Raw genomic sequence first — 25,453 nt, 5'->3', positions numbered from 1 at the left:
CTGCTAGTGTTGGTGCGTACCCGCCCCAGAAAGGTCATTCGTGGAATACCGCACTATCCGACTCACCGCCATTGGCGACGAACTCCTGGCCGGCCACGGGGATCCCCGGGCCCTGGGCTGGTACGGGCGCGTATTGGCACGGACCACCAGCAACGAGGTGCGCATCGAGAGCTACACGCTCGCGGCACCCGGCGAGGGTTCCGAGGCGTTGAGCACCCGATGGTTCGACGAGGCGTCGCGCCGCTTCGGCGAGAACGTCGACAACCGGCTTGTCGTCGCGCTCTCCGACCGCGACCTTGACCTGGGCCTTTCCACGGCGCGCAGCCGGTTGAACCTGGCGAACATCCTCGACTCGGCATCCCAGATGAGCATCAAGGCACTCGTCGTGGGACCGGCCCCGGGCCTGGATCCCGAACGCAACCACCGCCTGGCCGAGCTCTCCCACGTGTACGGGGACGTGGCCACGCGCCGGCGCCACCACTACGTGGACACCTTTACCCCGCTTCAGAACCACGCCCAGTGGCGCAGCGACCTGAACGCCAACGGCGGGCTCCCCGGCCAGGCCGGCTACGGGCTCATGGCGTGGCTGGTGCTGCACCGCGGCTGGTACTCCTGGCTGGGTCTGCCGGAGCCCGCTGCAAGCTAGTTTCCGCGCGTCGGCGCGCATATTGGGCATCTGGCGCAGTCTGTGAAAGACTTGCAAAAGTCCAACTATGGCCTGCGACACACAAGGAGTCATCACATGAGCAAGCGTTCACGTAAGCGTAAAGACCGTAAGCGCGGCGGCGCCAACCACGGCAAGCGTCCCAACAGCTAATTCGCCGCTGGTTCCCGTCTGCCGGGCACCGCGCCACGAATAAAAGTGTGGCCCCGAGACCTGCAAACAAGTCTCGGGGCCACACTTTTATGTTTCCGCGGGCCAACCGAGGGCAGACGGCCCGGGGCTCCCCGCGGGGGCCGGGCTACCTAGCCGTGGCCGATTTCCACGCGGATCTCACTGATCCGGGAAATGATCTTCGACTTCAACGTCTCAGGCGCGATTTCCTGGCAGCTGCGGCGCACCACCGAACGGATGATGCACTCCAGGTCGTATTCCTCGGCACATTCGTTGCAGTGTTCCAGGTGGGCCTTGACCTCCGAGAGGTCCTGCAGCGACAGGGCGCCATCGAGGTACTCGTAGAGGCGAACGATGCGCTTGTCGTCGCAGTCGCCCAATGAATAGCAGTCACCCATTACTTCTTCTCCGCTCCGGGCTTGGCCGCCCCTTGGGTCTTTGGTGGCTGGCCGCCGCCACGCTCATGGGCGTAGTCGGCCAGCAATTCTCGCAATTGTTTACGTCCGCGGTGCAGCCGTGACATCACCGTGCCGATCGGCACACCCAGGATTTCCGCTGCCTCCTTGTACGGGAAGCCCTCCACGTCGACGAAGTACACGGCGAGACGGAATTCCTCCGCAATGGCCTGCAACGCGTTTTTCACGTCCGAATCCGGGAGGTGGTCCAGCGCCTCGACCTCGGCCGATCGCAACCCCGTGGGTGTGTGTTCGGCGGCCTGTGCCATCTGCCAGTCCTCGACGGTGTCGGTGCTGGTGCGCAACGGCTCGCGCTGCCGCTTGCGGTACAGGTTGATGTACGTGTTGGTCAGGATCCGGTACAGCCAGGCCTTCAGGTTGGTCCCGGGCTTGTACTGGTGGAACGCCGAATACGCCTTGGTGTAGGCCTCCTGGACCAGGTCTTCCGCGTCGGAGGGGTTCCGTGCCATGCGCATTGCGGCCGAATACAGCTGGTCGACATATTGCAGGGCATCGCGCTCGAAGCGCTCGCGGCGCTGTGCTTCGGTCTCATCGGCTGCCGGTACGGTGTCGGTGCCCTGGGTATCTTCGGTCATCACGGCCCAGTCTACGCGTAGCGGCGCCGCTACGGCACTCGGGGCAGCGGCCTCTAGCACAACCATATGTTCCTCCACCTGTTGGCAACCTTCGACACCGGCCGATCGCGTCTCGCCGCCGCCCAAACATCGGGGCGGGTGCGGACAAACGCAACATCCGGTAAAGAGGTAACACCGGGCATCCCCGCACTATTCCATCGCTCCCCGCCGGCTCCCGTTGCCCGCGTGCCGCCCGCTCGGCGCACGCTCCCCCGGCGCGCCGCGCGAACGGCTAGGATTGAGGGCAGGCACTGCGTCCGGGCCACGGCCCAGGTTTCGCGGTCCGCCCGTGTTTTACACAGCACACCCGATCCCCCTTGGCCGGGGCCAACCCCGGCCACACGTTCACCACCGGAGGCAGCCGATGAGCATGCAGAACACCGTTGATCAGTTATGGGACGCCCCGCATCCGGGCACGCCAGTGAACGGCACGGTCGTCGTGCCCGCCTCCAAGTCGCTGACCAACCGTTATCTGCTGCTCGCGGCCCTGGCCGACGGCACCTCGCGGATCCGCAACGCCCTGGCCTCGCGCGACTCCGACCTGATGATCGCGGCGCTGCGCGCGATCGGCGCGGGCATCGAGGTGCTTCCGCAGCCCGACGGCACGATCGACCTGCTGGTCACCCCGCTGGCCGCGGCCGGCGAGACCGCCGACACGGGAGCCGCTCCTGAAAACGTCGCCATCGACTGCGGCCTGGCCGGAACCGTGATGCGCTTCGTGCCGCCGCTGGCGGCCCTGGTGCGCGGGGAGTTCTCCTTCGACGGGGACCCGCACGCGCGCCTGCGCCCCATGGCGCCCATCGTCGCCGCCCTGAAGGACCTGGGCGTGCAGGTGGCCGAGCACGGCGCCGCCGGCATGCTGCCGTTCACGGTCAGCGGCACCGGAACCCTTGCCGGCGGATCCATCGTGGTCGACGGGGCCAGCTCCTCCCAGTTCATCAGCGCGCTGCTGCTGATCGGCGCCCGCACCGCGGACGGGCTGGAAATCACCGCGGCCCCGGGCCCGATCGCCAGCCCCGACCACATCGAAATGACCGTGCAGACCCTCGGCGAGCTCGGCGTCACCGTCACCCGGCCCGACGCGCGCAGCTGGAAGGTCGAACCCGGAACCATCGGCGCCTTCGACAAGGTCATGGAGCCGGACCTCTCCAACGCCGGCCCGTTCCTGGCCGCGGCCCTGGTCACCGCCGGCACCGTGCGCATCCCGCACTGGCCGGCCGCCACCACGCAGGTCGGCGACCGCTGGCGCGAGATCCTCGGCGCCATGGGCGCCCAGGTCCGCCACCTGGCCGACGGCACGCTGGAGGTCACCGGGCCCGCCGAGATCAACGGCATCGACTTCGCCGACGCCTCCGAGCTCGCACCCACGCTGGCCGCGCTCTGCGCCCTGGCCACCGGCCCCTCGCGGCTGACCGGCATCGCGCACCTGCGCGGGCACGAGACCGACCGGCTGGCCGCGCTGGCCACCGAGATCAACAACCTGGGCGGCAAGGTCACCGAGCTCGAGGACGGGCTGCTGATCGAACCGGCAAACCTGCACGGCGGGGACTTCGGCACCTACGCCGACCACCGCATGGCCACCGCCGGCGCCATCATCGGCCTGGCCGTTGAGGGCGTGCGCGTGATCGACATCGCCACCACCGCCAAGACCATGCCCGACTTCCCCGCACTCTGGATGACGCTGGCCACCAGCGGAAAGGCCGCACACTAAGCACATGGCACGCAACACCGAGGATTGGGAAGACTTCACGGTCCGCACCCGCCCGAACAAAAAGGGCACCCGCCCGCGCACCAAGGACCGCCCCGCGTACGAGGAGGCGGTGATCGGCCGCATCATCACCGTGGACCGCGGACGCTACACCGCGATCCTCGACGAGGACACCGCGAGCGAGCGCATCGTGATCTCCGCCCGCGCCCGCGAGCTGCGCCGCAACCCCGTGGTGCCCGGGGACTTCGTCGCGCTGGTCGGCGACACCACCGGCGAGCCGGACACGCTGGCCCGGCTGGTGCGCATCGAGGAACGCTCGACGCTGCTGCGCCGCAGCGCCGACGACACCGACCCGGTGGAGCGCGTGGTGGTCGCCAACGTGGACCAGCTGGTGATCGTGGTGGCCGCGGCGAACCCGGAGCCGCGCACCGGCTTCATCGACCGCGCGGTCGTGGCCGCGTTCGACGCCGGCATCCGCCCGCTGCTCTGCGTGACCAAGGCCGACGTGCGCGACCCGGAGCCGTTCCTGGAGAACTACCGGCACCTGGACATCGACATCGTCATCTCCCGCACCACCGCGCAGGATGCCACGGGCATCGACGCGCGAAGCGCCGACGGGCTCTCCGCACGCCTGGCCGGCACCCCCGTGGAGCTGCTGCGCGAGCACCTCGCCGGCAAGGTCTCGGTGGTCATCGGGCACTCCGGCGTGGGCAAGTCGACGCTCGTGAACGCGCTCACCGGCGCCGAGCGTGCCACCGGAAACGTCAACGCCGTCACCGGCCGCGGCCGCCACACCTCCTCCTCCGCGCTCGCGCTGCGCGTGGACGACGCCCCGTCGGGCACCTGGATCATCGACACCCCGGGCATCCGCTCCTTCGGGCTGGCCCTGGTGGACCCGGAGAACATCCTCAAGGCGTTCGACGACCTGGAGCCGATCGCCGCGGACTGCGAACGCGGCTGCACGCACAAGGCCTCCGAGCCGCATTGCGCGCTCGACGCCTGGGTGGCCTCCGGCGAGGCGGGTCCGATCGGCACCGCCCGGCTGGATTCCTTCCGCCGCCTGCTCGGCCAGGACGAGACCACCGAGGCCAAGGAACTGGGCTCCTTCTAGCCGGCGCGGCTTCCCGTCCGGCCCGACGCGGGCCGGACACGGATCGGCCCCCGCGGGCCCGGGTGGGATAGGTTTAACAGCATGAACTCCGATGTGATGACGTACAACGACGACCTGCGGCTGGCCCACGTGATTGCGGACTCGGTCGACTCGTTGACCCTCTCCCGCTTCAAGGCCGTGGACCTGGTGGTGGAGACCAAGCCGGACCTCACCCCGGTCTCCGACGCGGACAAGGCCGCCGAGGAAGCGATCCGCTCGCACCTGCACCGGGCCCGCCCGCGCGACGCCGTCACCGGCGAGGAATTCGGCACCACCGGCAAGTCGAACCGCCACTGGGTCATCGACCCGATCGACGGCACCAAGAACTTCGTGCGCGGCGTCCCGGTCTGGGCCACGCTGATCGCGCTGATCGAGGACGGGGAACCGGTGGTCGGGCTGGTCTCCGCCCCGGCGCTGGGCCGGCGCTGGTGGGCAGCAAAGGACATGGGCGCCTACACCGGCAAGTCGATGTCCTCCGCACACAAGCTGCAGGTCTCCTCGGTCTCCAAGCTGGAAGACGCCTCGCTGTCCTACTCCTCGCTCTCGGGCTGGAAGGAGCGCGGGCAGCGCGAGAACTTCATCGAGCTCACCGACGCCCTCTGGCGCACCCGCGCCTACGGGGACTTCTGGTCCTACTGCATGGTCGCCGAGGGCGCCGTGGACCTGGCCGCCGAACCCGAGCTGAACCTCTACGACATGGCCGCCCTGGTGCCGATCGTGCGCGAGGCCGGCGGGCGCTTCACCTCGGTGGAGGGCGTCGAGGGCTGCGACGGCGGCAACGCCGTCGCCAGCAACGGCCTGCTGCACGATGCGGCCCTGGACATCCTGAACGCCGGCCGCTGATGCACCGCCCGCATCCAGACGCGCTGACAGCCAGCGAGGAGAACTACCTCAAGGCGCTGCACGCGCTCACCGAGTGGGAAAACGACCCCGTGACCACCGGGAACATCGCCGCGCAACTGGGCGTCGCGCCCGCCTCGGCGACCTCCATGGTGGCCAAGCTCGCCGGCAAGGACCTGCTGGTGCACCCGCGCTACGGCGCCATCGAGTTCACCCCCGCCGGGCGCCTTGCGGCGCTCTCCGTGGTGCGCCGGCACCGGCTCATCGAGACGTTCCTGCTCAACGAGCTCGGCTACTCCTGGGACGAGGTGCACAACGAGGCCGAACAGCTCGAGCACACGGTCTCCGACCGCTTCATCGAGGCACTCGCCGCGCGGCTCGGCCACCCGGCCGCGGACCCGCACGGCGACCCTATCCCGGGGCCCGACGGCACCGTGGCGATGCCGCCGGCCATCCGGCTTGACCGCTTCATCCATGTCGACGCCGGAACCGCAGCGCCCACGCGCGCGATCGTGAGCCGGATCAGCGATGAGGACCCGGCCTGGCTGCGCCGCTGCACCGAGCTCGGCATCGCCCCCGGCGCCGTCATCGAGCTGCCGCACCCGCAGCTCAGCGACATCGACGCCACCATGATGTGGGTCCTGCCCGCCGATTCCGGGTCGTAAACCCCTGCTGCGGGCTGTGTCGACCACAGGCGCGACCTGGGTCGACACGGCTCCCGCCGATTGCACGCCGAAGCGGCGCCCCCGGAACTTCTAACGGGCGGCGCGGCGCCCCGAGCCCTTCGATTTCCGTCGGCGCTTCGCGGCCGCGGCATGCCCCGGCTTCCCGGCATTCCCCGCGGAATCCTGGCCGCGAACCAGCATCGTCAACACGACGCTGACCACAGTGAGCGCGCCCATGGCGATCGCCAACGCCGGCTGCCCGGCAACAACCAGCAGCACGGCCCCCGCGGCGAAGAGCGCATGGCCCAGCAACGCGTGCGGCACGGGGGAAACTCGGTAGCGCGCCTTCGGGGACATGAACAGGCCCCAGAAGACCATCAGCGGGATCACCGTGACCAGCACGGCGAGCACGGGAGCCAGCGGCAGCGCACCCAGGGCCCACAGCGCGCCGGCGCCGAGCAGCGCGACCTCCAGCACAAACGAGACGGCCATCAGCGCCGTGAGCGCCGCGGTGCGCACGCTGCCGCTCGCCCGGCCCTCGGCCGATGCAGCCGATGCAGCCGACGGGGCTTCCACGACCACAGGCTCACCTGCAGTCCCAGGGACTTCCGCCACCGCCGTTTCGGCATCTTCAACGGGCGTTCCCCCGGCGGCCGGTCCAGCGGACGACGCCTGCTCAGCGGACGAGACGGTTTCCTGTCCGGTTGCGGCGTCTTCGGCCGGCAGCACCAACGCGTCCGGCGCGGGCTCTCCCGGACGTCCTTCTGCGGCCGTTTCGTCGGATTCCGGGAGGACGTGCGCATCCGGCAATTCATCGGCAGCGGGAACAACCGATTCCGGCATGGCAACCTGCTTGTCTTCCCCGGTGACCACCGGCTCCTCCGGGACGGATGCTGCGGCCCGGTCGGCCACCCCATCCGCCGTCCGAGGCGCATCGCCGCTTTCCCGCACAACGGGAGCAGGCTTCGCGCCCGGAACCGCGTTGCCTCCTCGAACTGGTTTGGCACCCGCAACGGCATGTGTTCCCGGAGCGGAGCTGTCCGGCAGTGTTTCCACCGTGGGAACGGGTTGCGCGGGCACAGCGACGGTCCCCGGCGCAGCGGCGCTAGGCGCGGGCACCTTTGCCGGTGCCGGTTTCCCGGGCTTCGCCACCGGCACCACGACCTGCGGCCTACCCGCGACAGGGCGCTGTGCGGCCGCGGCCGGGCCTGCGGTCGATTCGCTAGCGGCACCCGCCTTGGCCGCGGGCTGGACACGGTGCGGCTTCATCATGGCCGGCGTGGGCCTCACGACCGACGTCGCCTGCCCGCCTGCGGCGCGACCCGGCCGGGCACCCGCACCATCGGCGACCCCAGGCCCGGCGGCAATCCCCGCACCCGGCTTCGGGCCGACGGCAGGCTTGGGCGCTTCCCCGGGTCCGGACTTCACCACGCGCGTGACCGCTTCCACCGGCTTGCCCGGCTTCGAAGCGAACTTTGGTCCGGGCCTCAGTGCCGGCTTCTCGTGTGCCTGTGCCTGCGTTTGTGCCTTCGTCTTGGCCGGTTGCCGTGGCCCCGGTTTCGGGACTGTCACTTCCTCCGTGGCAGGGCGCACAACATCGCCTCGGGCACCTGCGACACCGGAATTCTCCGATGGTTTCCCATTGCTGGACGCTGGTTGCTGCTGCATGTGGTCTAACCTCACCAAAACTCGTCATTGCTGAGCCTTCGCCAAGCTCAACACTTACATCTCAAGTCTATGTCGACGCTCCGGGCGACCCCAACGAGCCACACGCTGCCCGGCCCCACGGTCCGCCACTGGCGGGTTTTCCACATCGCGCTGCCACGTGCTTTCGGCACACACCGCACGCGGCCCATGATCGTGGCATGAACACCGAGCAGTTCGTCGATCTCCTGGCCAAGGAGCGCGGAGAATCCGCGTCACCCGGTCGGCCCGGGCCTCCAAGGTCCCGGGCCGACCGGGTGCGCGCCCTGCTCGCCGCGGAAGAGCTCTTCGTCGGACTCGCCACCGACATCGCTGCCGACCACGGCTCCCCCACCATCGCCGCACTGCTGGGCATGGTCATCGAGCGGGCCCACAGGCGCATCGGATTCAGCCAAATCCTGGCCGCGGACGCGGCACGGTCCACCCTTGCCCATGAGCTGCCCATCGAAACCCTGAACCAGCTGCGCGGCATCGTCACCGACCCGAAGGGCTTCCTCGCGGGCACGGAGGCACTTCCGGAGGATCCCCGGTCGGTTCCCTCCGGCCGGCCGCCGCACAAGGACACCCCCGATTTCCTGCAGAAGTCCCTGGGCATCAGCTTCTTCGAGGCCCGTGATCGCGTGCAGGCAGCCGACGTCCTGCTGCCGCACACCGACATCAATGGGATTCGTGAGCCCGTCCGGTACCCCGGAATCGCCGGAGCCCTGTGCAACGGCAGGCTCGGTGCACGCGAGGCAGTACGCGGGGCCAAGAAACTCGACAGGTTGCGCCCCGCCATCTTCCGGCAACCCCACGCAGCGCGCCTCGCCGCGGAGGTAGAGGCGCAGATCCTCGACTCGATGCTCACGCAGAACGAGCAAGCCACCAACAAGCTCTTCGACACCATCGAGCAGAACCTCACCCAAGTGCGTGAAGCCGAGCCCGGTGACGAGGAAATCCGAGCGAAGACCGGAATCTTCCTCACCCGCCGCACCACCCATTTCACCTACCTGAGCATCTGCGTGCGCAATGTCGATGCAGAGCTGTTCTTTTCGCACTTCGCGCTCTCTGACAACCCCCGCACCAACGCAGGCAATCGCAGGGCCCTGGCCGACGACGCTCGCAGCGCTGAGCCGGGCTCCACCATCGCCGAGGAGAATGGCAGCTGGACCGGCTCCTCCGGTGGGGCCGAAGCCGATGCCGGCACGACGTCCGACCAGGACCGCTCGCCCCGCATTCCCGAATGGGCAGTGGCGCCGGGAACCCCCGTCGAAGAGCGCCCGGTGGCCGCCTACACGGATCTTGGCAAGGCCATCCCCCGACGCGGGACCCAATCGAGCGATCCAGTTCCGGGCACCGCCCCCACCGGCGATCACACCGGGGACAACGGCGAGTTCCCGCCAGGCGGGCTCAACAGCACCTCCCCGGGCGATGACGGACTCACCCCGGCGATGCGACACCTGCAAACTCTGCTCAACATCATGCGGTCGGCCGGCGGCGCCAACCAACCGGGCAAGACCGGGTTGCCCCGATCCACCATGGTCGTATACTGCCAGCTCACCACGTTGCTCGGCTTGGCCGGGGACGCGGGCCTCACCCAGCACGGGGTACCCGTTTCGCCGGGCGATCTTCGCCGCGCACTCTGCGAGGCGGAAGTGATCCCCATGGTGCTCAACGGCCAAAGCCAGATCCTGGACCTCGGGCGCGCCGAAAGATACTTCCCCGACTACATGCGCCAAGCCATCTTGGCCAGGGACGGCGGATGCATCGTTCCGGGGTGCACGGTCCCTCCGGAGCACTGCGAGATCCACCACCTCAAGCCGTGGTCGGAGGGCGGGCTGACCCGCGTGAAAGACGGCGCTCCTCATTGCAGCTCGCATCACCATGCCGTCCATACGAGCCAGATCAAGGATGTCCTTAACGATGACGGCTTGCCTGCCGTGATCCTGCCCGAGTACATCGACCCCGAGCAAAAGCCACGACGCAACTCCTACTGGGGACAACAGGCACAGACCCAGCGACCACTTTTCTGAATCGAAGCGGATTCCGCTGGCGAATCACCCCTGCGCATTGCGAACACTGCCCGCTTAGGGAACCGGCTACAAGCTTTCGCACAGGGCACGGGACAAGCAGGGAGCTAGAACTCAAGGGACCTTGAGTTCTAGTGGTCGTTGCAACACCCCTAGAATTCGCCGACCGAGGCCCACTGCAAGTTAAACAAATCCGGCTCCGGAATCACGTGGATTCCGGAGCCGGTAATTGTGGAGATGGGGAGAATTGAACTCCCGTCCGATGTGGTGTTGCCAGGTCTTCTCCGGGCGCAGTTTGCAGTGGAATTTCTCTGCTCCAGCCGTCACGCAAACAAGCGGCTGATCCGAGCACAGTTACCTAAATTATGCAGGTCGTTCCGGTAACACTAACTTCCCGCAGTGGCTATCTAAATGACGTTAGGATCAGGGGCGATAGCATCCCCTGGCTAACGGACTGGTCTGGCTGCTTAGGCAGCGAGAGCGAAGTCAGTGCGCTTTGAGTCGGCACTTATTGTTTTGCAAAGAGCGTTTACGAGATAACTTTGCATCCTCGGCCCGCTTCACATGTCGCGACTCACACCGTCGAAACCGATCATCCCCGTATTTTGTTGTCAACGAACGGCTTGCACCGTTCCAACTCCACGGTTTTATCCGTGGATACCTAGTATAACGCACAAATGCGTTACGTCTATTCCCAATTTTACTCGCGGTTTCCCCGGTTGCGTTCACGCATGGTGCGCAACGCTTCGCGATTGTCTTGCTTCTCCCGCAGGGACTGGCGCTTGTCGTATTCCTTCTTGCCTCGGGCCACGCCGATCTCGATCTTGGCGCGCCCGTTTTTGAAGTAAAGACTCAGTGGAACGATCGTCAGGCCGGACTCGGAGATCTTTCGTTCGATCTTCGTCAGTTCCTGGCGGTGCAGCAGCAGCTTGCGTCGGCGGCGTGCCGCATGATTGGTCCAGGAACCGTTGAGGTACTCGGGAATGTAGACGTTCTCGATGTACAACTCGTCACGGTAGAACTGGCCAAACCCGTCAACAAGCGATGCCTTGCCTTCGCGAAGCGACTTCACCTCGGTGCCGCTAAGCACCATTCCGGCTTCAAAGGTATCGAGGATTTCATAGTCATGCCGGGCCTTGCGATTGCTCGCAATGATCCGTTCCTCCGGGTCTTTTTTAGCCATGTCGGCAGCTCCTCTCCACGTAAGACTTCATAGTTCTGCGAAATTACAGTTTACCGCTAGAGAAGTCCCAATGGGTTCACGGCTGTACCGTTGACGATGGTCTCGAAGTGCATGTGACAACCGGTGGAGTTGCCTGTCGTGCCGACATAGCCAATGACCTGACCCTGCTTGACATGCTGCCCGTTTCTGACGTTCAGACTCTGCATGTGGTGGTAGTTCGTTGCGAGGGCCTTGCCTCGAATCACGCCATGGCTGATTGTGACCTTGTTGCCGGAAGTTCCGCCCCATCCGGCAAACCAAACCTCACCGTCAGCCGCAGCCCGCACCGGCGAACCGCACTGGCCGCCAAAGCCCCAGTCCACACCGGCATGTACGTAACCACCGCGTCCGCCATAATCGATGGTCCCCGCGGGAGTTGGACGCCAACCGAAGCTCGAAGTCTGACGACCTCCGCTAACGGGCTTGATCAAACCCCAAGAACTACGTTCGGCTTCAGGAGCCTGGGACTTGGGAGGGACATACTGCGGCTTCACATACTTGTTCGGCTTTTTGGTGGCAGCAGCCTCTTTCCTAGCCTTTTCCGCCCGAGCGGTTTCTTCACGCTCCCATTTGGCCTTTGCCTCGGCAATCCGCTGGCGTTCGGCTTCCTCGGCCTTGCGCTTCTTTTCCGCGGCCTCGCGGATTATTCGATCCTGACGTTCCTTGAGGGCCGCATTGTTCCGGGCCTGGGCGGACTCCTGCGCCTTCAGCTTTTCCTGGATCTGTGGACGCTTGGCCAATAATTCGGCACTCAGCGACTCCGTTTTGGAAATGATTCCATCAAGTTCCTGTTTCTTGGATTCAGCCTCATTGCGCGCTACTTCTTCGCGGGCCAATGCCGCGTCTGCCTGGGCCTTGAAATCGGCAATCTCTTTTTCGACTGCAGCAAGGCGCAGCTTCGCGTTTGCGTCCGTTGCCGATTGCTGGCTCAGGGAATCCAAGGCAGCGTTCTGAGAACGCATGGCCTGATCCGCCAAGTCCATTCCGGTCGCAAGATTTCCCGTTGAACTCACGTTGAGCATCAAGGTCAAGTCTGAGGAAACGCCGCCCCGCTTGTAGGCCTGGGTTGCGATCTGGCCGATGATTTTCTTGGTGTCCTCGAGCTTGGCCTTGTCCTCAGCCATCTTCACGTTTAGTTGGTCACGCGTCTCACGCGCTGCTTGGAGACGCCGCTCAAGATCGGCAACCTCATCGGAAGCTCGTTGCACACGCCCCTGGGCATCGGCCAATGCCAGACGGGCACTCGGCAGCTGGGCCTGATATTCCCGGAGCTCCGAGTCGGCAGCTTTGATGTCGGCGTCAAGGAATTCCATGTCTTCCGACAAGTCTTCGATGTTTTGCTGGATCTCGACCTTGCGATCGTCTAGCTCATCAGAGTGTGCACCTACCCCGCCTGAGACCAGCAGTGCAGCTGAAATCGCGCCCACTACTCCTGCACGTGCGACCCGAAACCATACTGCTTTGGCCAACATAAGTTTCCTTTGTCCCGATAACTTCTTAGTGACAAACATGAAAATACGACGCACTAAACCTTCAAGTAGCGCCGCAAGGTTACGATCGACGATACACCAGCCAAAACCACGCCGAGTAGGATCAACGCCGGTGCGACCATGAAAACCTCGCCGGTGGAGATAAATGCCGTATCCGGATACTCCTGGGCAAGCTTGCCGTCAATGAAGAACCTGGCCATGCCCCACAGCACGCCGGATGCCAATAGCGCACCCAACAGGCCGGCGATAACGCCCTCCACCACAAAGGGCAGCTGGATCGAGGCCTTTGACGCGCCGACCAAACGCATGATCCCTGTTTCGCGTCGCCGCGTGAACGCGGACAGCCTGATCGTTGTTCCCACCAAGAGCACCGCGCAAACAATCATGACGCCGGCAATGCCGATGGCCACGACCGAAGCGATATTGATGATCGAGAAGATTTTTTCAAGAAGGTCACGCTGGTCGATCACGACGTCAACGCCCTTCATGGATGAGAAGAGCTCGTTGATCACGTCGTATTTTTCGGGGTCGACCAGGGACACCCGGAAAGATTCCGGAAGTTGGTCAGCCGTGACGGTGTCGACAATGGCAGAGTTTTCAAACTGCTGACGGAAGTGCGCGAGCGCCTGTTCCTTGGATTCGTGTTCAAAGCTGGCCACGTACGGTTTGACCGCGGCTGATTCGAGCATGGCCTGGATGTCGCTGCGCTGCGCGTCGGTCACTGCACCGTCGGCGCAGGTGGCCGATCCGTAGTCTTCGCCGCAAAGGAAGACCGCAACCTGGACCTTGTCGTACCAGTAGCCCTTCATTTGCGTGATCTGCATTTGCAAGAGGGCTGCGGCGCCCACGAAGGTCAACGAAACAAACGTGACCAGCACAACGGAAATCACCATGGAAAGGTTGCGGCGCAGGCCGTAGCCTACTTCGCCAAGAATAAATCCGAGCCTCATGGCATGTCATCCTCTGTGTCGAACGGGGCGAAGGCTTGGCTGCTGGGTGCGCCCTTGCTCAGCTCGCCGGGTCCGGCAACTCGCAACTCGCGTGTGCCGTCCTGGTTGATCACCGGAATCATCGAGGTGTACTCACCGGCCGTCTCGTCACGCATGATCTTGCCTGCGGAAAGCTCGATCACGCGGCGACGCATCGAGTTCACGATGCCGTCATCGTGCGTGGCCATCAGGACCGTGGTGCCGTTCTGGTTGATGCGGTCCAGGACATTCATGATGCCGACACTGGTTGCGGGGTCCAGGTTGCCGGTTGGCTCATCGGCCAACAAGATCGCCGGCTTGTTGGCGATGGCACGGGCAATGGCGACACGCTGCTGCTCGCCGCCGGAAAGCTCGTTCGGTTTTCGCTTTTCCTTCCCCTCAAGGCCCACCATTTTCAGGACCTCGGGAACGTGCTCGCGAATGGAATTTCGGCTCTCGCCAATGACCTGCATGGCAAAGGCAACGTTGTCGAAAACGTTCTTTTGCGGAAGCAGGCGGAAATCCTGGAAAACGACGCCGATGCCGCGGCGCAGCTTGGGCACGCGCCATGAGGGAATTCGCGCCACGTTCTGCCCGGCCACGTGTACCGAACCGCTGGTTGCGACGAGTTCCCTCAGCACCAGGCTCAGGAAAGTGGACTTACCGGATCCCGAGGCGCCGACAAGGAACGCAAAGTCGCCACGATCGATCTCGATACTGATGTTGTCCAAACCTGGACGTGACTTCTGGTCGTAGACCATAGTGACGTTTTCGAATCTAATCATCACAGCTCTGCCCGTCGGATCGCCGGCAGAAGGATCCATGGAACGGGACTTTTGTTTTAAGGGAGATTCAAGGCCAGCTCTTGCACTCTATCGGCACCGCGACGGCTGCACGGCGCTCATAACAGGCGTGTCACGAAACTGTGTGTCTCATCGCAGAACGCTGCGAGCCTGATCCAGCCCGCCCTCGAGGCATGCCCCGAAACAGCGAAAACGCCGGCTGTGGCCAGGCCGCGTTCGGGGCCGATGTGCGACCGAATACGAAGAAGCCCTCGTCGATACGGATATCAACGAGGGCTTCGAGCCGGGAGAATCGCCTCATCCGGCGTTTGGTTTCTAGGCGACCGGGCGGCGCTGGGTTGCACGCCAGCGGATGCCGGCATCGATGAAGTCGTCGATGTCCCCGTCAAGTACGGCGGAGGTGTTGCCGACCTCGTGCTCGGTGCGAAGGTCCTTGACCATTTGGTACGGGTTCAACACGTAGGAGCGCATCTGGTCGCCCCACGACGCCTTCACATCGCCGGCCATTTCCTTCTTCTGGGCGTCCTGCTCCGCCTTTTTCACCAGCATCAACCGGGACTGCAGCACGCGAAGGGCCGCGGCACGGTTCTGGATCTGCGACTTCTCGTTCTGCATCGACACCACGATGCCCGTGGGAATGTGGGTCATGCGCACCGCCGAGTCGGTGGTGTTCACCGACTGGCCGCCCGGGCCCGAGGACCGGAACACATCGACCCGGATCTCGTTTTCCGGGATCTCGATGGAGTCGGTTTGCTCGATCAGAGGAATGACCTCGACCGCGGCAAACGAGGTCTGGCGGCGCCCCTGATTGTCGAAGGGGGAAATGCGCACGAGGCGGTGGGTGCCGGCCTCGACGGACAGGGTGCCGAAGGCGTAGGGCGCGTTGACTTCGAAGGTCGCGGACTTCAGCCCGGCCTCTTCGGCGTAGGAGGTGTCCATGACCCGGGTGGAATAGCCATGCTTTTCCGCCCAGCGCAGGTACATCCGCATCAGCATTTCGGCGAAGTCCGCGGCATCAACGCCGCCGGCGCCGGCGCGGATCGTCACAACGGCCTCGCGCGAATCGAATTCGCCCGACAGCAGCGTGACGACCTCGAGGTCGGCGAGCGCCTTGCGCACCGACTTGAGCTCGTCTTCCGCCTCGCGCAGCGAATCCTCGTCGGCCTCCATCTCTGCGAGCTCGACAAGCACCTCGAGGTCGTCGATGCGGGTGGCGATGGTGGTCAGCCGTTCGAGTTCCGACTGGCGGTGCGAAAGCTTGGAGGTCACGACCTGGGCGGCGGCAGGGTTGTCCCAGAGATTCGGCACGCCGGCTTCCTCGGAGAGCATCTCGATGTCGGCGCGAATGCGCGGAACATCGGACACCTCTTCGATCGAGGCGTAGGTGGAGCGCAGTGCGCGGATTTCTGCGGGGAAGTCAGTTGAAGCCATGGTGGTTCCAGCCTACGACATTTGCGGGCCATCTCTTGGCGGACGACGGGTTATTTCCGCCCGGCAGGTGTTCGGCCCTCCCCCGCTGGAGAAACGGCACCGGGGCATCCGGCTATCTGGAGAGCAGGGTGCGCGCCTTGGATTCCACCGAGATGCCCACCCCGGCGGGCACCACCCAGCCTACGATCGGCGGGTGGACCGTGGCGCCGAGCCGCAGGTGCGCGGTCAGCCCGTCGCCCTGGACGCCTGCCGACACAATGCGCAATTCCGCGAAATCCGAACCGGCGCCGATGTCGTCGAGGTACTTTCCAGCGGCCGACCGGACCTCGGCGGGGTCCAGGCGCAGCGTTGCATCCGCCTGCCCCGTGGCATCGAGCTCGAAGTTGTCCGCCGCCGCGGCGACGGCCCCGTCGGCCACAGCGAGCAGCTTCCGGGCCTGGACGTTGACGGCGGTGGCGGCCAACACGACGCTGATCGTGAGCAGGGCCAGCGCGATCATGCCGATGATCAGGATGATCGACTGCCCGGCTTCGGCGTCCGCCACCCGCAAGGCGCTTCCGCGGGCACGGGTCACACGGCCCCGAGTGCGGTCGGCGTTGCGGTTGCCGGTGGCGCCGTGGCGGCGGCCAGCGCCCGGGCTACCCATACCGGTCCACCCGGTGGGTGGTGCTTGAGCTGATTTCACCGGTCCGCCAGTTCCAGCCCTGCGGCAGCAACGGCAGCACCGTGTCGATCGAGACGCTCACCGTGACCGTGCTGCCCGGCGAAAGGCACGCCCCGTTGCAGCTGTAGCTGAAGCTCGCCCGGCCGCGGTCGATGCCCATGTTGGCAGCCGCGCGGTTCACCGCATCGGCCACGCGGTCACCGGCCTGGGCCTCGGTGTCGGCAGTGACAAAGACCTTGGCCCCGTGGTCGGCCGCGCCCACCGCCGCATAGGTCGCCGACTGGAGCTGTGCGGCACCGATCACCAGGTAGATCAGCGGCACCATGAGCAGCACCACCAGGAAAATGAACTCGATCACCGCCGATCCGGCGTCACGGTCTCCGGCCGGCGCCGAACGGATGTGGCCCGTCCCCGTGCCGGCACCGCGGCCAGAGTGGGGAGGCTTCGGGGCAAGGGTGCGTCGCCTACCCATAACGCACCGATTCCCCGTGCACCACGAACTCGCCGAAGCCCTGAACCATGCCGATCAACGGGATTTCCGCCCGCACGGTGATCACCAGGCCCGGACGGCCGCCGATCTCGATGATCCGACCCTCGACGTCGCGGGCGAACCCGTCGTTCAACGCCCCGGAGATCAGTTCCCTGGTGCGTTGCACCCCGTCGGCGGCACCGCGGTCGGCCAGCGTGCCGTGGCGGGCGCCGCTGGCGGCGGCATCCATCAGGGTGTTGCGCACGTGCAGCGCCAGCGCCAGTTGCACCACCCCGAGGAAGACGGCGATGAGCAATGCGCTGACCATGACGAATTCGGCCACCGCGGAACCCCGCTGGCTTCCGCGGGTGTCGGTTCCGGTTCCGGTTCCGAGGTCAGCGGCAGTCGTGGCGGCGCGGTCCAAGGCGGCCGCGCGAGGGCGCGGGGACTCCGCTCGGCGCGCCGACCTTCCTCGGGACGAAGGCACGGCCCGGTACGGGGACATGGCGTGTAACGGGAACATGGGGCGGGCCGCCGCCGTTCTAGCCCAGGCCCGAAACGCTGTCGATCGCCTGGTTGAACAGCTCTTGCAGGCGCGGGCCCGCGATGGCCAGCAGCGCGGCAACCAGCAGCGCGCTCATGAGCGTGATCATGACCCAGCCGGGCACGTCGCCGCGCTCGTCGCGCCGGACCCGTCGCGCCAGGTTGCCGGTGCAGGCGGCCACCCACAAGCCAACGCCGAACAACAAATAGCCGATCCTGTGTGTCTTTCGCATGACGGTTCCTCCTAGGGTTTGACCCGTGGTTGTGCCCCTTCGCCCGGGGTCTGGAATGCGGCGAAGCGGCGGATGGGCGGGGTGCCCATCGTGGTGTTGCACGAAGTGCCCCGCGTGCTGATTCGCGTGTTGATTCGCGTGGCGATCCGGGCTGTTTCGCGTGTGGACCCCCGGCCGGCAGACATCAGTAGCTCATGTCGATCAGCGACAGCCCCGGGTAGACGGCAAAGACGATGGTCAGCGGGAGGATGCCGAAGACGATCGGCACCATCATGCCGATCTCCTTCTTGCCCGCCGTTTCCATCAGGTCGCGCTTGGCCGCGTCGCGCACGTCCTGCGCCTGGGCGCGCATGACCTGGGCGATCGGCGTGCCGCGTTCGCTGGCGACGGTGATCGCGTCGACGAAGCGGGTCATGGCGGTGAGCTGGATGCGGTCGGACATCGCGGCAAGCGCGGCCACCAGCGTCGAGCCGGAGCGGACATCGGCCAGCGCCATCGAGAACTCCTCGCTGAGCGCCCCCTTGGAGGTGCGGGCCACGCGCTCGATGGAGCCGATGGTGCTCTCCCCCGCGCCGACCGCGAGCGCCATCAGCTCGGCGATCGTCGGGAACTGGTTCAGGATCCGCTTGCTGCGGCGGGCGATCTGCTCGCCCAGGTACCAGTCGCGCAGCAGGTAGCCGCCGAGCCCGCAGAAGGCCAGCACCACCAGCGCCAGCATCGGGTTGAAGGCCCCGTTGGCCAGGTTGAGACCGATGTACCCGGCACCGGCGAGGGTCAGTCCCGCGGACCAGAGCAGCTGCTGGGCGCGGAAATCCAGCACGCCGATCGCCAGGCCGGCGCGGGCCAGCCGCCGGGCCAACGCCTCGTTGCCGGGGTTCAGCCGGTGCGTGAAGCGGGCGAGGTCGGCGAGCGCCGGGCCCAGGATGCGGCCCAGCGGACCGAACGGGGTTTGCGCCGCGAGCGGCTCGCCGAACGTGCGGGAGCTGGTGCGTCCGGTGCGCAGGTGCGGGGCCATGCGGTCCGCGAAGCTGATCGGGCGCATGGCAGGCAGCCTGACCAGCACCAGCCAGAGGCCGCTGCCCAGGCACAGTCCCAGGGCCAGCGCGAGGATCGTCGTGGGGCTCATGTGAAGACCCGTTCCTCGGCCGGGAGCCGACCGATGCGCATCATCGCCCGGTAGCAGACGAAGGACACGCCCAGGCCGGTGAGCAGCACCAGCATGCCGGTCACGGTGGAGTAGGCGGCGACGGCCGCCGGTTGTCCGGCCAGCAGCAACAAGATGACCCAGGGGGCCGCGACGGCCAGCCGCGCCGCGGACACGGTCCAGGACTGGCGTGCCTCCAGCTCCCCGCGGGTGCGGGCAGCGTCTCGCAGGAAGGAGCTGAGCGTGCCGAGCATCTCGCCCAGGTCGGTGCCGCCGACCTCACGGGTGATGCGCAGGGCCGCGACGATCTTGTCAGCAACCGGGTCCGCGAGCCGCTGCGCCAGGCGCTCGAGCGACTCCTCGAAGCGGGCGGTGGCCCGGTAGTCGAGCCCGAAGTCGGTGAAGGCCGGACGCAGCGCCTCGGGCCCCTGCTTGCCCAGCTGGGTGAGCGCCTCCGGCAGCGAGAGCCCCGCGCGGATGGCCGAGCGCAGGTGGTCCACGACGTCGGGCCACTGTTCGCGCAGGGCGGCGCGGCGCTTTCCGGCCTGCCGGTGCACGATGGCCCAGGGCGCGAAGGCCCCGAACCCGGTGAAGGTCAGCGCGATCATGAACGCGCCGGTGAGCACCAGCACCGTGAGTCCGGCGACCACGGCGCTGGTGACGGACGCGGAGATGAAGCCGGCCCGGGTGACCTTGTCCATCCCGGCGTGCAGCAGCAGGGTGTCGATCCGCGAAGGGCGCGCCTCCCGGGTGCGCGCCGTGGCGGGGGTGAAGGACCGGAAGATCAGCAGCAGCCCGAATCCCAGGGTGAGTCCCAGCAGCAGGCTCATGCCACGGCCCGCCCGAGTTCGGCCACGTCGATCCCGGCGTCGAGCAGCTTCTGGTGGGCCAGGTCGGCGGCCGGCTGCAGCTGCAGCACCCCGTCGACGGCCTCGAAGAGCGTGGTGGTCTCGATGGCGCCGTTTTCCACCCGGCGGCCCAGGCCCAGGATCTCCCCCACGTAGCGCCGCCCGGGGGCATCGCGCCGGCAATGCACCACCAGGTCGATGCACGCGGCGACGGTCGGAATGACGAAAGCGCTGGAGATGTTCTCGCCCGCCAGCAGCGGGAGCGTGCACAGCTTGGTGACGGCGTCGTGCGCCGAGTTCGCGTGGATGGTACTTAGGCCGGGCAGGCCCGAGTTCAGGGCAATCAGCATGTCCAGGGCTTCGGCCTGCCGCACCTCCCCGACGATCAGCCGGTCCGGGCGCATGCGCAGCGCCTCCTTGACCAGCTTGCGCATGTCGATCTCGCCGGTGCCCTCCAGGTTCTGCTGCCTGGTCTGCAATCCGACGACATCGCGCAGGTTGACCTTCAGCTCGAAGATCTCCTCGATGGTGATCACGCGTTCGCGGCTGCCGATCGAGGAGGTCAGGCAGTTGAGCATCGTGGTCTTGCCGGCCTGCGTGGCGCCGGAGACCAGCACGTTCAGCCCCGCCGCGACCGCCACGTCCAGGTAGTGGGCCCCCTGCGGGGTGATGGTCCCGAGCTCCACCAGGTGCTCCAGCCTGCTGGCCCTGGCGACGAACTTGCGGATGTTCACCGCCCAGTGCCTCCGGGTGATGTCCGGGATGACCACGTGCAAGCGGGAGCCGTCGGCCAGCTGGCAGTCGACGAAGGGCTGCGAGAGGTCAAGCCGGCGGCCCGAGGCCTTGAGCATGCGCTCGACCAGCGCGGGGATCTCGGGCTCGGGGATCCTGATCGACGTCAGCTCGGAGGTGCCCCCGCGGGCCACGAAGACCTCGTGCGGGCCGTTGATCCAGATTTCCTCGATCTCCGGGTCGTCCAGCAGCGGCTGCAGCGCCCCGAGCCCGGCGACGGCATCGAGCACGCGCCGCCTGGCGGCCGTCAGGTCCCCCAGCGGGGGCAGCACCCCCATGAGCGAGCGCTCGTCGTAGTCGCGCACCACGTCCTCGGCCAGCCGGCGCACGTCCCCCAGCTGGGTGGACGGATCCAGCCCGTGCCGGCGGATGAGTTCGCGCACCTCATCGACCACGATGTTTATTGCGTCCACAACTTCGCCCCCGCTTCGTTCCACCCAAGCCGTTCCACCCAAGGTTCGGCGGAATCCGGCGTGTCGTAGAACGCGTGTGCTTCGGGCCGTCTGTCTTGCCCCATGTGACGCCGGGATCCCCACATTTACGGCGAGAATACCCGCGGCCGCGGCGGCCAAACAAGGGCGCGGGGGAATCTGTTGATAACCGGTGCGGGCCGCGGGGCATTCGTCCACAGTCCGCGCCACCCGGGTACCGGCTTCCCACTTGCGTTCTTACGGTTGAGTCAGGAATTTTCGATGCGGCGGGGCGCCGGGGCCCGCCGCCGTGGATCCGCGCAGAAAGGCAGAAAATGGCCGATCGGCTATTCATCCGGTTGTGCTCGGGGCATCCGCAGCGACGTGCCCTGCTTGAACTGGTTTCCGTCCGGGAGTGCAGCGGCCCGCTGCTGGCCGGGGCGCTGGGCGGGCGCTGGCCGGAGGCCTGCTGGTTTTGGGGGCCGATCCCCCTGTCCGAGGTCGATCGGTTGCCCGCGTCCGGCGAGATCTTCCTGTGCGACATGCCGATGGAGGGACAGCCGGACGGGCCTGCTGATTGGTTGGCTGACGGGTTGCAGGAAGGGCAGCCCGGCGGGTTGGCGGAGCGCAACGGCCCCGGTGCGGCCGCCGCGCTGGTCGTCGTGGAAGGCCCCGATCCGGGCGGGATGCTGCCTCTGCGCCGGGGCGTGTATTCGCTGGGGCGCGGCAACGTCGATTTCCGCATCGACGATCCGTGGCTCTCGCGGCTTCACGCGGTGCTCCGGGTGTCGGAGACCTCCATCGTGCTCAGCGACGAGGGCTCCGCAAACGGGCTCTGGCTGGTCGGGGCAAGGATCCGCGAACGGCGGATGCTGCTCGGGGAGCGCTTCACGGCCGGCGGCAGCACCCTTGCGCTGCTGGCCGCGCAGCCTCGCGAGACCGGTCGCGGCCCTTGGCCCCTGCAGCCCATCGCGATCGACGGACGGGAACCGCCGTCGCACCCGGGCACCGTGCTGCTGGGGGCGCTCACCCCGCTGGTGCTGGGCGCCGGGCTCTACCTGATGACCGGCAGCGCCTTTTTCCTGCTCTTCTCCACGTTGTCCCTCCTCACCGGGGGTCTGCCCGCGTTTTTCATGCTCCGGGCCCGACGGGCCTACCGGCGCGCCGCCTCGCTGGCCCGCGCCAGGGACGCGGAACGGCGCGAGGAGCTGGCCGCCCCGATCGGCGCGGTGGCCGCCGGCCTGTGCCGGGCCACCACCACGGCCCCGGACGGATTCCCGCCGATGGTGCCGGGGCATGCGCTGCAGCGGGCATGGGTTCGCTCGGTATCCGGGGCGGCTTCGGGGGCCGCGTCGCCCGAACCTCGCGGCGATCCCGAGCACCGTTCCCCGGCGCTGTTGGCCATACACGACGGGCTGGTCCTGGCGCTTGAGGGCGGGGCCGCCCAGTGGGGCGGGCCACTGCGGGCCGTGCTGGTGCGCTGGTTGCCGTTGCTGCACAGCGGGGCGCTGCGGATGCTTGTGGTGGGTCCGGCGGAGTTCCTGCCCGCCGAGTTCCTCATGCTCCGCGGGGTTGAGATCGGCGGCGTCGGGATCGGCGGCGTCGGGATCGGCGGCGTCGGGACGGTGCCGACCATCGTCTTGGTGGCACCGGGAAACGGAAACACCGTCGAGGGAACCGCCGCCGCGGGGAACGCGGCCCGGCCGGAGCCGCCGCCCGGTTCCGCCGCGGCGCCGGGAACCAAATCGGGTGCTCCGATGGCCTGGGTGTACTGCGGCGGAACACCGAACCAGGTACACGCACAGGTCACCCTCGGCGCCTCGGGCCTGCTGCTGCTCGACGAAGCGGCGTTGGCCCGCAACCCGTGGCTCGGGGTGGCGGCAACCACCGAGGGTCTGCGGATCGAGTCGGCCGCACTGGGCTTCGACGCCCTGGCCCGGGCCGTCCGCCGGGAGTTCTCGGCCGGAACCGGGGGTTGGCCGCGGCTTCCCGCGCCGGGGCTCCCGACGGACACCGGCAAGCGGACACACGGGCCGCTCCCGCAGGCCCTGGGCACCGTCATCGGCGATGCGGCCTCCGGTCCTGTCCGGCTGGACCTGATCCGCCACGGGCCGCACCTGCTGGTCGCTGGGACCACGGGATCCGGCAAGTCGGAGTTGCTGCGCTCGCTGGTCCTTGGCCTGGCGCGCGGCCACGGACCTCACGAACTGGCCTTCGTGCTGGTGGATTTCAAGGGCGGGGCAACACTGGCTCCGCTGGCCGCGCTGCCGCACGTGCAAAACCTGGTGTCCGATCTCGACGCCGCGGCTGCCCGCCGCGTGCTGGAGCAGCTCTCCTGCGAGTTGCGCCGCCGCGAACGCCTGCTGGCGGCGCACCACGCCACAGACATCGCCGGCTACCTGGAATCGCGCACCGAGGCCGACCCGCTGCTGCCAGCGCTGGTGGTGGTCATCGACGAATTCCGCGTCTTCGCCACCGAGCTGCCCGGGGCTCTGGAGCAGATCGTTCAGGTGGCCACCGTGGGCAGGTCGCTGGGCATCCACCTGGTGCTCAGCACCCAACGCCCCGCCGGGACCCTGAACGCGCAGCTGCGCGCCAACATTTCCAGTGTCATCGCGCTGCGCACGACCGGCGAATTCGAGTCGACCGACCTGATCGGCACCGACGCGGCCGCTCACCTGGATCCCGGTGAACCGGGCTGGGCGTTCCTTCGGCTCGGCGGCGAGGCCCCGCTGAAGTTCAGGGTGCACATCAACGCCGTGGCCGGCACCGGGGCAACGCTCCGGGCCTGGGGCAGGAGCCTGCGCGCGCGCCTGTGGCAGCAAGCACTCGACGGGCCAGTTCCTGATGAACAACGGTTGGATGCACCAGGGCAGGATGGACAAGCGTCGGGACCCCAGACTGCGATCGGCGGGCTTGCGGCGGCCGTCGAACAAATCCGCCTCATCTGGTCCGGCCATGAACGCGCGGCAAGCCCCTTCTCCCCCGCGCTGCCCGAGGTGCTGGTGCAGCTGCCCCGGGCGTCCTTGCTTGCGGTCCCCGGCGACGCCGTCGTCGTCGGGCTGGTGGACCGCGTGGAATCGGCCCGTCCCACGGCGATGCTCCTTGACCTCGACTCATGCGGCGGGCTGGCGGTGTGCGGCCTCCCCGGGTCCGGCGCCGAAAACGTGCCGGAGCTCCTGGTCCGGACACTGAACCGGCGGGCATGGACCGCGCCCTGCCTCGTGCTCGATGGCAACGGCACGCAGCCGGACCTCGCCGCGCATCCCGGGGTCGGCGGGTATTTCGGGCCGCAGGATCCCTGGCGCATCCAGGAACTCGTCCGGCAACTGGACGATGCCGCACACACCGCCCCGCTGGTGCTGGTGGTCAGCGGCCTCGGCGGTTGGGCGCAGGCGTTGGGGGCCTCCGGCTATGCGCTGCTGGAGGCCGCGCTTGGCGCCTTTGCGCGCACCGCGCAGTCACCGGGCCGGGCGCTTGTGCTCTGCGGGGACCGCGAACTGGCCGGCTCCAGGGCCGCGTCCCTGTGCGAAACGCGTTGGTATTTTCCCCGCGGCGCGGGACCCGAGGTCCTGATGGGCTGGCCCAAGCTCAAACGAGTCGGCCCGGTTCCGGGACGCGGCCTGCTGGTGGGCCCGGGCGAACCGGAGACGGGCACCGAATTCCAGCTGCTCGATCCGACGGCCGTGGCCGGCCATCCCCCGGGGCCGGTTCCGACCGGGTGGCTGCACTCTGACCCGCTGCCGGAGCTATTGCGGCCCTCGGATCTGGACGCGTTCCGCCCGGCGATTTCGGCACCGGCACCGGCATTGGCCTCAGGGATGCCGCCCGGGAACGGGTCGGGCTGGCGCCCGTCGGCACTGGCTGTCGGCGTGTGCGGTCCGGACAACCGGGCGTTCATGTGGTCGCCGGGGCCGATCGGGGTGGTCATCGGGCATGACGGCTCCGGGAAGGGCGGATTGTTCAGCTATCTGTCGGCGTGCGGTCTGGCCGGGAACCAATCATGCCTGCGATTCGGGCTGGACGACGTGCTTCCCTCGCACCCCGGGCAGTTGCAGGAGGTGCGTCTCGCATCCGGCCCGATCGTGGCCACGGACGGGCGGGTGGGCCTGGTCCTGATCGACAGGGCCGACCTGCGCGTGCGGGAGGCGGCACGGGCCTTGGAAATCCTCGGCGCGGCGCGGATCCAGGTGGTCTTCAGCACCGAGCCTTCCGCGCGTATCCTCATGGAGCTGGGCCTCGGCGCGGCGGTGCGCGACCAGCGCAGCTTCCTGGTGCTCGATCCGCGCTCGCTTACCGACGCCGACCCTGCCGGGTTCAGGTTCGTTCCCGATCCCCGCAGCATTCCGGGCAGGGCGCTGGTCGTCGACAACGGAACGCTGCGCCAGATCCAGTGCGCGGACGGTTCATGACGGTTCGCCCTCGGGACCAACCC

23 protein-coding genes and 1 other RNA gene are annotated in these 25,453 nt (G+C 67.4%); 8 read left to right on the top strand and 16 right to left on the bottom strand.

The genetic code is table 11. From position 1 onward, the window contains the following. Positions 1-40: 40 nt before the first annotated feature. Together ACIQLF_RS09225 and ACIQLF_RS09220 are read left to right on the top strand one after the other, a co-directional pair. The gene (locus ACIQLF_RS09225) at positions 41-646 is read left to right on the top strand and encodes a GDSL-type esterase/lipase family protein (RefSeq protein ID WP_400297159.1); all 606 of its coding nucleotides are present in this window, start codon (positions 41-43) and stop codon (positions 644-646) included. Between the two features lie 96 nt (positions 647-742). Beyond that, positions 743-817 (top strand): 50S ribosomal protein bL37, encoded by a 75-nt coding sequence (locus ACIQLF_RS09220; RefSeq protein WP_374954809.1) that lies wholly within the window; start codon positions 743-745, stop codon positions 815-817. 149 nt (positions 818-966) lie between these two features. On the opposite strand, the gene rsrA is transcribed toward ACIQLF_RS09220, so the two are convergent. Both rsrA and ACIQLF_RS09210 read right to left on the bottom strand, forming a co-directional pair. Next, positions 967-1,233 (bottom strand): mycothiol system anti-sigma-R factor, encoded by a 267-nt coding sequence (rsrA, locus tag ACIQLF_RS09215; RefSeq protein WP_400297157.1) that lies wholly within the window; start codon positions 1,231-1,233, stop codon positions 967-969. Continuing rightward, positions 1,233-1,886, bottom strand: a complete 654-nt coding sequence (locus tag ACIQLF_RS09210) for a sigma-70 family RNA polymerase sigma factor (RefSeq protein WP_400297155.1) — start codon at positions 1,884-1,886, stop codon at positions 1,233-1,235. The genes rsrA and ACIQLF_RS09210 overlap by 1 nt, the downstream gene beginning before the upstream one ends. Before the next feature lie 403 nt (positions 1,887-2,289). On the opposite strand from ACIQLF_RS09210, the gene aroA reads away from it, so the two are divergent. The 4 genes from aroA (at position 2,290) to ACIQLF_RS09190 (ending at position 6,288) form a co-directional block, all read left to right on the top strand. Beyond that, complete coding sequence (gene aroA / locus ACIQLF_RS09205) at positions 2,290-3,636, top strand: 3-phosphoshikimate 1-carboxyvinyltransferase (protein ID WP_400297152.1); 1,347 nt, start codon at positions 2,290-2,292, stop codon at positions 3,634-3,636. A 4-nt stretch (positions 3,637-3,640) separates the two neighbouring features. Beyond that, entirely contained in the window at positions 3,641-4,744 is a 1,104-nt protein-coding gene (rsgA, locus tag ACIQLF_RS09200) for a ribosome small subunit-dependent GTPase A (RefSeq protein WP_400297150.1), read from the top strand. Positions 4,745-4,825: 81 nt separating this feature from the next. After that, a complete protein-coding gene (gene hisN, locus ACIQLF_RS09195) occupies positions 4,826-5,626 on the top strand; it encodes a histidinol-phosphatase (protein WP_400297147.1) in 801 nt (266 codons plus the stop codon). Then, positions 5,626-6,288 (top strand): metal-dependent transcriptional regulator, encoded by a 663-nt coding sequence (locus ACIQLF_RS09190; RefSeq protein WP_400297144.1) that lies wholly within the window; start codon positions 5,626-5,628, stop codon positions 6,286-6,288. Before hisN ends, ACIQLF_RS09190 begins: the two co-directional genes overlap by 1 nt. Positions 6,289-6,378: 90 nt before the next feature. Here ACIQLF_RS09190 and ACIQLF_RS09185 read toward each other — a convergent pair whose 3' ends face one another. Further along, positions 6,379-7,200 (bottom strand): DUF2568 domain-containing protein, encoded by an 822-nt coding sequence (locus ACIQLF_RS09185; RefSeq protein WP_400297141.1) that lies wholly within the window; start codon positions 7,198-7,200, stop codon positions 6,379-6,381. Between the two features lie 953 nt (positions 7,201-8,153). On the opposite strand from ACIQLF_RS09185, the gene ACIQLF_RS09180 reads away from it, so the two are divergent. After that, positions 8,154-10,004 carry an HNH endonuclease signature motif containing protein gene (locus ACIQLF_RS09180; RefSeq protein WP_400297139.1) on the top strand — a complete coding sequence of 617 codons (1,851 nt, stop codon included), beginning with the start codon at positions 8,154-8,156 and terminating at the stop codon, positions 10,002-10,004. A 226-nt stretch (positions 10,005-10,230) separates the two neighbouring features. Here the strand turns inward: ACIQLF_RS09180 and ssrA are convergent. The 13 genes from ssrA to ACIQLF_RS09115 form a co-directional block, all read right to left on the bottom strand. After that, positions 10,231-10,601, bottom strand: a transfer-messenger RNA (tmRNA) gene (gene ssrA, locus ACIQLF_RS09175). 100 nt (positions 10,602-10,701) lie between these two features. Then, positions 10,702-11,184 (bottom strand): SsrA-binding protein SmpB, encoded by a 483-nt coding sequence (smpB, locus tag ACIQLF_RS09170; protein ID WP_400297136.1) that lies wholly within the window; start codon positions 11,182-11,184, stop codon positions 10,702-10,704. Between the two features lie 56 nt (positions 11,185-11,240). Continuing rightward, positions 11,241-12,695, bottom strand: coding sequence for a peptidoglycan DD-metalloendopeptidase family protein (locus ACIQLF_RS09165; protein WP_400297133.1), 1,455 nt, complete (start codon positions 12,693-12,695; stop codon positions 11,241-11,243). A gap of 53 nt (positions 12,696-12,748) precedes the next feature. Then, positions 12,749-13,663 (bottom strand): permease-like cell division protein FtsX, encoded by a 915-nt coding sequence (gene ftsX, locus ACIQLF_RS09160; protein ID WP_400297131.1) that lies wholly within the window; start codon positions 13,661-13,663, stop codon positions 12,749-12,751. Continuing rightward, a complete protein-coding gene (ftsE, locus tag ACIQLF_RS09155; protein WP_400297129.1) occupies positions 13,660-14,466 on the bottom strand; it encodes a cell division ATP-binding protein FtsE in 807 nt (268 codons plus the stop codon). The genes ftsX and ftsE overlap by 4 nt, the downstream gene beginning before the upstream one ends. 333 nt (positions 14,467-14,799) lie before the next feature. Further along, positions 14,800-15,915, bottom strand: a complete 1,116-nt coding sequence (gene prfB, locus ACIQLF_RS09150; protein ID WP_400297126.1) for a peptide chain release factor 2 — start codon at positions 15,913-15,915, stop codon at positions 14,800-14,802. 112 nt (positions 15,916-16,027) lie between these two features. Then, positions 16,028-16,561 carry a hypothetical protein gene (locus tag ACIQLF_RS09145; RefSeq protein ID WP_400297125.1) on the bottom strand — a complete coding sequence of 178 codons (534 nt, stop codon included), beginning with the start codon at positions 16,559-16,561 and terminating at the stop codon, positions 16,028-16,030. Beyond that, a complete protein-coding gene (locus ACIQLF_RS09140; RefSeq protein WP_400297122.1) occupies positions 16,554-16,937 on the bottom strand; it encodes a hypothetical protein in 384 nt (127 codons plus the stop codon). Before ACIQLF_RS09140 ends, ACIQLF_RS09145 begins: the two co-directional genes overlap by 8 nt. A gap of 106 nt (positions 16,938-17,043) precedes the next feature. Then, positions 17,044-17,472: a TadE family protein gene (locus ACIQLF_RS09135; RefSeq protein WP_400297119.1), complete on the bottom strand. Its 429-nt coding sequence runs from the start codon at positions 17,470-17,472 to the stop codon at positions 17,044-17,046. 118 nt (positions 17,473-17,590) lie between these two features. Next, the gene (locus ACIQLF_RS09130) at positions 17,591-17,824 is read right to left on the bottom strand and encodes a hypothetical protein (protein WP_400297117.1); all 234 of its coding nucleotides are present in this window, start codon (positions 17,822-17,824) and stop codon (positions 17,591-17,593) included. 184 nt (positions 17,825-18,008) lie between these two features. Continuing rightward, positions 18,009-18,950: a type II secretion system F family protein gene (locus ACIQLF_RS09125; protein ID WP_400297114.1), complete on the bottom strand. Its 942-nt coding sequence runs from the start codon at positions 18,948-18,950 to the stop codon at positions 18,009-18,011. Beyond that, on the bottom strand, positions 18,947-19,798 hold the full coding sequence (locus ACIQLF_RS09120) for a type II secretion system F family protein (RefSeq protein ID WP_400297112.1): 852 nt from the start codon (positions 19,796-19,798) through the stop codon (positions 18,947-18,949). The genes ACIQLF_RS09125 and ACIQLF_RS09120 overlap by 4 nt, the downstream gene beginning before the upstream one ends. Then, positions 19,795-21,021 (bottom strand): CpaF family protein, encoded by a 1,227-nt coding sequence (locus tag ACIQLF_RS09115; protein WP_400297109.1) that lies wholly within the window; start codon positions 21,019-21,021, stop codon positions 19,795-19,797. Before ACIQLF_RS09115 ends, ACIQLF_RS09120 begins: the two co-directional genes overlap by 4 nt. A gap of 332 nt (positions 21,022-21,353) precedes the next feature. Here ACIQLF_RS09115 and ACIQLF_RS09110 point away from each other — a divergent pair, with 332 nt between their 5' ends. Next, positions 21,354-25,430 carry an FtsK/SpoIIIE domain-containing protein gene (locus ACIQLF_RS09110; protein ID WP_400297107.1) on the top strand — a complete coding sequence of 1,359 codons (4,077 nt, stop codon included), beginning with the start codon at positions 21,354-21,356 and terminating at the stop codon, positions 25,428-25,430. Positions 25,431-25,453: the final 23 nt, after the last annotated feature.

The sequence above is a fragment of the Paeniglutamicibacter sp. NPDC091659 genome, from assembly GCF_044756805.1.
Taxonomy (GTDB): domain Bacteria; phylum Actinomycetota; class Actinomycetes; order Actinomycetales; family Micrococcaceae; genus Paeniglutamicibacter.
This window is presented reverse-complemented; position numbering and strand designations above follow the sequence as displayed.